The organism is Bacillus sp. 11C, assembly GCF_055486375.1.
Window position 1 is genome coordinate 409,863 of the sequence record NZ_JBUPVZ010000003.1, and the last position, 7,863, is coordinate 417,725.

The window sequence follows — 7,863 nt, forward strand, 5'->3', positions numbered from 1 at the left end:
CTACTCACTCCTATTGTCTTTTTTTCACTTCATCCAAATAACTATAGACAGTTACCTTTGAAATGCCTAATTGTTCTGCCACTTTATCAACCGCACCTTTCATGAGGAATATCCCCTTTTCATCCATAAATCTAATCAGCTCGATTTTTTCCGGGCGTTTCATCAGAGAATGTTTGCGGTTCGCTACAATTTGTTCAATTAACTGATTCGTGATCTCTTCTACATTCTGAATGGAAGCTTCCTGTTCCACCGTATTTGGAGCTTGTATTTGATTGTTCTTTTCAGTGCCAGGTATAAATGCATCTAGTACTTCTTTCATTTGAATCATGACATTCATATCATAGTTGATGCAAAATGCCCCAATCACCTGCTGGTGGCCATCTCTAATGAGGGTAGTCGATGATTTTATTGTTCTCCGATCATCTGTTTGGATTTCATATCCTGCTAAGTAATCACCTTTAAATTCGTTGGATAAAAGAACCTTTCTCACTAAGTGATCAAAGGATTGGCCAACCTCTCTTCCCGTCACATGGTTGTTCATTGTAAAAATGACGGAAGACTGCGGTGTTGTCAAATCATGAATGACGACTTCACAATTTGGCCCAAACATTTCCCCTATCGTTTTTGCAAATGGTATATAACTTTTTAATATCTGTTTTGCTTCAGTCAAACCCTAAACACCTAACTTTCACTTTTCCTTAAATCGATTTTATTATATATTTTTTTATATGAAAATGAAAGAAAAATATATTTTTTTATATGATTAGATTAACCCTTCTTCTTTCCCCAGTAAATAATCTCGGTTATTAAAATTGTTGTGCCAATTTCATTGGTGCCCTGGCATGAAATCCTAAAGGAGAATTAATAACTCTAACAACAAAAAAGATACCAAATGCTTCGGTATCTTCATCTAAATCGAGCTCCTCAATAAAGTGGATCAGTTACAAAAGCCTGTATTTTATTTGAATCATTTTTTATTCAAGATAATATGGGCACTGTTTTTAATCCGTCCAATTAAAAAAATGAAGGTTCTTCCCCTTCCCATTAGTCCCAAATATGATCTCCTGCAATTTTAAAACCAGCTTTTGAAGGTCTATCTTATCTACGAAGTGAGTTTTTTAATGAACTAATCTCCAACACCACCTAATTCCCCATCGCACAGATTCTCCATGAGAACCAAAAAGTTATTGCGGTCTCACCGAAAATTTAAATTGCGGTGCCCTATTGCCTTTTTCTGCGAACGAAAACTTGTTAATATTTACATTACTAGTAGAGTTAAGGGAAGGGTGAATATCTTGATATCAATCACATCAGCTGAAGTGGGAATGAAGATTAATGAATGGCATAGGCATATTCAAAAATTCAACGTTACTGATGCTGAAATGTTAAAAGCTGAAATAGAACGTGATATAGAGATTATGGAAGAAGATCAAGATTTGCTTATTTATTATCAATTGATGGCCTTTCGCCATAAAATTATGTTGGAATACACGCTGCCATCTGATGAAAATCGAATGGAACTTTCAGAATATTTAAATAAAATAGAAGGGCATAAGAAAAAACTAGACAATATGCGGGCATATTATTATAACTTCTTCCGCGGGATGTATGAGTTTAGAAACGGTGAATACACAAAGGCCATTACATATTACAAAAAAGCTGAACGCAAAATTCCAACGATCTCCGACAAGATTGAAAAAGCTGAGTTTTATTTTAAGTTATCCGAAGTCTATTATCATATGAAAATGACTCATATCTCAATGCACTACGCTGAACTTTCATACAATATCTATAAAAAACATGAACTTTATTCTGTTCGGCGTATTCAGTGCCATTTTGTCATTGCCGGTAACTACGATGACCTTGAAAATCATGAAAAAGCTCTCCCCCACCTTCAAGAAGCTTTAAAAGGTGCCGAGCTGCTTAAAAGTAAAAATACTCACATCTATGCCACTGCGTTTTTCAATCTCGGCAATTGCTATCACAAAATGGACAACTTAAATAAGGCTGCACGTTACATCGAACAAGCCTTGGTTCAATACAGAAAAATAAACTCTGACGTACTTCCACAGGCCTATCATGATCTAGCGTTGATTTATTTTAAACAAGGCAAAAAAGAACAGGCATTGGAGTGTTTCCGCAAAGGAATTAGAAGCGCTGTAGACTTTAAAGACGATCTTTTTATGAACTTATTTGAAGCATTAGACGTTCTTTATATAAGAAATGGCGATACACCTAAACTCCTCAACATTTTCTCTCGTTTAGAGAACGGCAAAGGATACCCTTATCTGGAAGAGCTGGCATTGTTAGGAGGCAACCTTTTCGATTATAATGGAAAAATAGAGGATAGTATCATCTGTTTCAAGAAGATGGTATATGCTCAAAAGCAAATATCGAAAGGGGAATGCATGTATGAAATCTAAATTGTTTATCAGTTTATCCGCCGTTTTAATTGGACTTGCCTTTTTCGGATCTATGTCTAATGGCGAAATGAAGGAAGCATCCCGAAATGTAACTCTAGCACCTACTCATGAATTCCTTGTTTGATTCGATAAACAACATTAGTTCTAATTCCCTTTAGCCGTTTCATAACGGCTTTTTCTTATTTCTAATACTGAAAAAATCCATCATACATAAAGCTTTTGAGGTGAAAATTTTGGACTTATTTGATGAATGCTTAGAAGCTCTAGGGAAAAACAAAGTAATCTTATCAGAAGAATTAACGGCAAAATATTATGAACTACTTTCAAACAGTTTTCCCTTTACATCTTGGGGACGAATCAAGTGGGAAGAAGTTTGTTGTCACCAATCTATAGATTACGAGGAAGAGATTGACGAGTGGCTAGCTAAACACCATTTTAAAGATAGAAACATTATCATTCTTTGGGGTTACGGAGAACAGCCAGCATTAAAAACCAGTCTTGAGCATGCATTAAACGTAATTGATGATGTAACTGCCTTTGGTTCAGATACTTTTATGTTTAGTGAATCTGGCTACGTTATCGAATTTTTCCATGATGGCGATGTTACAATTGGAAAGTCCCCTTTCATTGAAAAGATTCGGAAATAGGTAAAGTGACACACACCTAATGATTCATTTCCATCCTTTGATCCACATAACAGTTAGTTTCATCATTCTTCCAGGTAATATTTTGTTATACGATCAAATAAGAGGGTATGATTATGAAAGTCTTTGAAGCTAAAACACTTATGTCTGAAGCTACAGACCGCGCCAAAGAATATAAAGAGCTAAGGACGCAAATGGTTAACTTGAGAAAAGCTTTACAAAGCGTCGCTGAACTGGACGACAGCGAATTCTCAGGTAAAGGCGCTAATAACATTAAAACATTCTATCACGATCATGTTGGTGTCACTGATCAATGGATCGACTACATTGACATGAAAATCGCATTCTTTAACAGCATTGCTGGAGCTGTCGAGGACAAAGGTCTCTCTGATGCTTATATTGAAGAATCTTTTCTAGAACATGAACTGGCTAACGCCCATAAAAAATCAAAATCCATCATGTCTGAACAGAAAAAAGCCATGAAAGACATCCTAAACGACATTGACGACATCCTCCCGCTCGACTTGTTTTCAACAGAAACCTTCAAGGATGAGCTTGCGGAGGCCAATGACAAACGCAAAAAAACAATTGAAAAACTAGGTGATCTTGACGAAGATTTACTGACAGAATATGCCCTGTCAGAACCTAATGAACAATTCATCAAATCAGACTTCCAAAAGCTCCAAGAAGCAACGGGCAAAGGCAAAAACGCTACGCCTCTTCACTACAACGCCAAGGCGTACCGTGAGAGTGATATACATAAGAAAAAAGGCGATATTGAGAAACGTACAGAGGCTTATTTGACGATTAAAAAGAAAGAAGAAAAAGAACGGGAAATCAAAGAATTACAGAAAAAGCTCAATACGTTGGTTGATGATCCTGACGAGTATCTAAAAGTTGCTAAAGAGATTGGATACGACAACCTCACCACTGAACAACAGGAGTATGTTAAATCCCTCGAGTTTTGGGATAATCCTCTTCGAGCGACCAAGGATATTTTGAAAGAACAGATTGACGGTGTATATGAAGGTCTATTAGCCGGTATAGATGATACAGAGAAGACAGTTAAAGAATATTTAGCCCCTATAGATGCAGCGGGTAAAAAATATCTAGGTCCAGTATATGAATACTATAAAGGCAAACAAATGGCATATTATGATTTTTCGAAGGAAACTGGTGAAGGACTTTTAGGAATTGCAAAATTCGGGATCGATCTCGGTTTAGATCCAAAAGGAACGATAAAGTCCGTTTTTGAATTCGACTATAAAAAAGCTTGGGATTCTACTTGGGATGAGGTAAAAGAAAGCTGGGACAAAAACTTTGTACACGGAGATATGTATTCACAATCGCACTACACCACATATTTCACTTTAAATGTAGCCAGCTTATTCATATCAGGTGGCGGTGGCGCTGTTACAAAGAGTGGATCCGTCGTTTCAAAGGTCGGGAGAGTCGCAGAGAAGGGAACCAGCAAGTCGGGTAAAAAAGGATTAAACAGCGCCGGAAATGTTGGTAAGTCTGCATCAAAAAAAGTAATAAAAGACACCAAAGATTTTGGGGAACTTTTAAAAAGAGGTTTAGAGTCAATACCAAATCCTTTTGCTAAAGAACTTCTGTTAGCTAGTGATGTTCCTATAAATGTGCTAAACTTACAAAAATCTGGACAAGATACAATTCAACAAATTAAAAAGTCTTTTAATTTTGATCATGGTTCTAAGGGGAATGCTAATAGTAGTAAGGTAACCAGTGAAGCTAAATCAGTATCGAATATGAAAGAATTTTTTAATGATGGATTTGGAAAAAGTATAAAAAACAATGTTACAAAAACAAAAAATCAATTCCAAGGCCAATCAATCTATGAAGTTAATAAAAAATTAGATAATCCGTATCTGAAAAAAGGCGATAGATTTTATTTAGATAATTTGCACAAGGATCATTTAGAAGTTTTCGATAAAAGAGGAAATTTAAGAGTAGTGTTGAATTTGGATGGAACATTGAACGAAGTTAAGACTAAGAATGCCATTGGAAGAAAATTAAAATAGGTGGTTATGATAGATGAAAAATATTGATAAAATCTTTAGTGCTTTAAAAGAATTAAATGAAAAATATAATAGTACATTAATTTCAACAGAAGAACTTTTAGAAGAAGAGGAAAATATTAAAGAACTTCCGCAAATAGATGAAAGAATGAATAAAATTTTAGCTAACTTAAGTCAAATTGAAGATAAAGAAAAATTAACTTCTGAATTACTACAGTTACATTTAGTAATAGGTGATATAGAATGGCAGTTTGACCAAATCCATGAGATGGTTAGACAGGTAATCGAAAATATTGAGGATTAATATTATAAAAAAGGCCTCTTGAAAACTTTTTATTTCATTAACGCTTCAATTTTCTCTCTAGTCTTAGGTCCATAAATTCCATCAGCAGAAAGGCCATGCATTAACTGGAATCGTCTAACTGCATCTGCAGTTTTCGGTCCATACACACCGTCAATTCCGTTATTCTTAGCTCCTTTATCCGGATAGAAATAAAGAGCCGCCAGCGCTTTTTGAATCTGTGTGACAGACGAGCCTTTCATCATTGGGCTCTTCACTTTAAAAATATCGGAAGGCAGCGCATATGATGTTTTTTTGCTGCTTGAGTTTGTTGTTTTCTTTTTAGTTGCACTTGTTTTGTCTGAGCTTGTTTTGCCACCTAGCGACTTTAATTCTTTTTCAATGGCAGCCTTAACTTGATTCCATCTTCCCTCTGACAAAATACGATGCGGTCAATACTTACCGTTCCAGTCTTGATGCTTGCGGACACGATCAATACCCCAGCCTCGCTCTTTGAGCAACTGCGCCACAAACTTAATAGCGAGTTTTTCTGCTGCCTTATATTTAGGACCTCCTGACTTGCTGTAACAAATTTCTTGAAATGCCAAGGTGAAGACCTATTGCACTGTAGCTCATTCCCTCCATCATACAATCATAAATGACTTTATGCTGCTCTCCTTTGATTTTTTCTGCGCCTATCTCCACTGCATATACTCGTTCATCATAATACTTGAGACGTTTGAAAAGACGTTCCTCTCGCATATTCATTTGCCGCAACTCAGCCTGACTCTTCTAATCCCATATTGTGCAAAACCCCAATTTTTCATGGAATTGTTGAACCATAGAGTACTCTCTGCAATCGATGAACCTCTTTTTCTCCTTTTTAAACAAATAAAAAAGGACACCAAACTAACAGCATAAATGCTGTAGTTCAGTGTCCGCAGGCTTTCCGTCTTGGACTTAGATAGAAATAACTTTGTTCGCAAATCTATTAATATTATATCATTCAATCAATCTTTTCTTATATTGAAAAGCATAATCCTCACCCCTCCTCTTATCATTTTTTTCAATCAATTGAAAATTTATGATAAAAATACTTTTTTTTCTTGTCGATTACGTTATAATACTTGAGTAACAGATAAAAGGGAGGGAAAAATATGAAGAAAGTTTTATTGACAATACTTACTTTCAGTCTACTTATTTCTTTATTTGCTATTGATGGCGGTAATGAAGTCAAAGCAAAAGGAGTAGAGGGTGCGCATCTCCAAAAATCAACAATTAACGGCTTAGATAAAATTGTTGATAAAAACAGCAAAAAGCTTATAACTGAGGAAGAGTTATTAGAATTATTCAATTCAAGCGATTTTAGTCCAAATTCCACGAACCAAGTAAATTATTTCTATACTAATATTGATAACAAAACCACAATTCTAAAGTTAAATTTAGTTGTACATAACAACAAATTAACCTCAGTATCTTTAACAGATACAGAAGAAAAATCATCATCAATTACAACAGCCGTTACCAATCAAGAAAAGGCATCACCTCAGTTTCAAATCCTTAAAAAGTTGCCAAAACCTAAGCCGAAGCCTAAACCGAAAAAACCTAAAATCACTAAAAATGTTCCTTATAAAAAGAATGGTGGCACGATAAAAAAAGATTTTATAAGTGAACATGCGTATAAAAGACACAAGTATGACGCAAGTCGAAAATCTACAAGTAATAGAACTCAATATGGAAAAAATGTAGATGTTGCTGAACTGAGAAGATTAACAATGACACAGCCTGATCAAGCTTGGTCTTCTCGTGATAAAGGTGGTCCTTGGCGGACATTCTATAGAAAGCAATTTAATAAAAACATCAGCACAAAAGACACCTCTACGACTCATCATCGTGTCATTATTAATACAGCAGACAGTAGTAAAAATACACAATTTCCGTTATCCTTTAAGAACTAGAACATTTTTAGCGGGGAGCTAGCCATGATTGAAAAATATACAACTGAAGTATCTTTAGACTTTTTTAATGGTGATGAGACAGATTTAAAGGATACAATTGAGGAGATTAGACTTTTTGCAAAGACCTATGAAAACGATAAAGTTACCGTTCTAAGTGTTACTGAAAACGAATCCTCAAAGGGAAAAAACTATAAAGTTCTGTTACAGCACGAAAGAGATACAGATAATCTAGGACGTAAATATGAATATGATGAAGAAAAACTATTCGGTTTCTTTGAAGATGAAGAATAGTTAACGCCACTCTAACATATACAAAAAAACCCGTTTTTTTGGGACTGACCCCCGTTTTTGAGACAGGGATCAAAACACCTTTCAAACAGCCAATTGCCGATAGTTTATCGGTGATTGGCTGTTTAGTTTCGTTTGAATTCGAATATTGTTTTAATAATAAATGTATTCTTTGACAGTGCGTTCTACGATGGCGGTCGTGGTTCGATCAATGCTGTTAAGATAGAACGT

The 7,863-nt window shown here is 35.4% G+C and carries 8 protein-coding genes and 3 pseudogenes; 7 read left to right on the forward strand and 4 right to left on the reverse strand.

Annotated elements, in window-relative coordinates:
• Nucleotides 1-10 precede the first annotated feature (10 nt).
• Complete coding sequence (locus ACY3LV_RS07170; RefSeq protein ID WP_172850659.1) at nucleotides 11-670, reverse strand: helix-turn-helix transcriptional regulator; 660 nt, start codon at nucleotides 668-670, stop codon at nucleotides 11-13.
• Nucleotides 671-1,295: 625 nt separating this feature from the next.
• On the opposite strand from ACY3LV_RS07170, the gene rapE reads away from it, so the two are divergent.
• From rapE to ACY3LV_RS07195, 5 genes are all read left to right on the forward strand, one after another.
• A complete protein-coding gene (gene rapE / locus ACY3LV_RS07175; protein WP_333561541.1) occupies nucleotides 1,296-2,423 on the forward strand; it encodes a response regulator aspartate phosphatase RapE in 1,128 nt (375 codons plus the stop codon).
• Entirely contained in the window at nucleotides 2,413-2,547 is a 135-nt protein-coding gene (gene phrE / locus ACY3LV_RS07180) for a phosphatase RapE inhibitor PhrE (RefSeq protein ID WP_014114495.1), read from the forward strand. Before rapE ends, phrE begins: the two co-directional genes overlap by 11 nt.
• A gap of 109 nt (nucleotides 2,548-2,656) precedes the next feature.
• Nucleotides 2,657-3,070, forward strand: coding sequence for a CDI toxin immunity protein (locus ACY3LV_RS07185; protein WP_464863578.1), 414 nt, complete (start codon nucleotides 2,657-2,659; stop codon nucleotides 3,068-3,070).
• A 113-nt stretch (nucleotides 3,071-3,183) separates the two neighbouring features.
• The gene (locus ACY3LV_RS07190) at nucleotides 3,184-5,109 is read left to right on the forward strand and encodes a ribonuclease YeeF family protein (protein ID WP_464863579.1); all 1,926 of its coding nucleotides are present in this window, start codon (nucleotides 3,184-3,186) and stop codon (nucleotides 5,107-5,109) included.
• A gap of 13 nt (nucleotides 5,110-5,122) precedes the next feature.
• Entirely contained in the window at nucleotides 5,123-5,410 is a 288-nt protein-coding gene (locus ACY3LV_RS07195) for a hypothetical protein (protein WP_014664698.1), read from the forward strand.
• A 29-nt stretch (nucleotides 5,411-5,439) separates the two neighbouring features.
• On the opposite strand, the pseudogene ACY3LV_RS07200 reads toward ACY3LV_RS07195, so the two are convergent.
• A pseudogene (locus tag ACY3LV_RS07200) lies at nucleotides 5,440-5,982 on the reverse strand (peptidoglycan recognition protein family protein); the annotation flags it as partial.
• Nucleotides 5,960-6,245 (reverse strand): annotated as a pseudogene (locus ACY3LV_RS07205) (sigma-70 family RNA polymerase sigma factor); the annotation flags it as partial. The pseudogenes ACY3LV_RS07200 and ACY3LV_RS07205, both read right to left, overlap by 23 nt.
• 298 nt (nucleotides 6,246-6,543) lie before the next feature.
• Here ACY3LV_RS07205 and ACY3LV_RS07210 point away from each other — a divergent pair.
• Nucleotides 6,544-7,344, forward strand: a complete 801-nt coding sequence (locus tag ACY3LV_RS07210; protein ID WP_464863580.1) for a Hook-associated protein 2 — start codon at nucleotides 6,544-6,546, stop codon at nucleotides 7,342-7,344.
• Between the two features lie 24 nt (nucleotides 7,345-7,368).
• Nucleotides 7,369-7,635, forward strand: coding sequence for a hypothetical protein (locus ACY3LV_RS07215; protein ID WP_010789291.1), 267 nt, complete (start codon nucleotides 7,369-7,371; stop codon nucleotides 7,633-7,635).
• A gap of 81 nt (nucleotides 7,636-7,716) precedes the next feature.
• Here the strand turns inward: ACY3LV_RS07215 and ACY3LV_RS07220 are convergent.
• Nucleotides 7,717-7,863: pseudogene (locus tag ACY3LV_RS07220) on the reverse strand (IS3 family transposase); the annotation flags it as partial.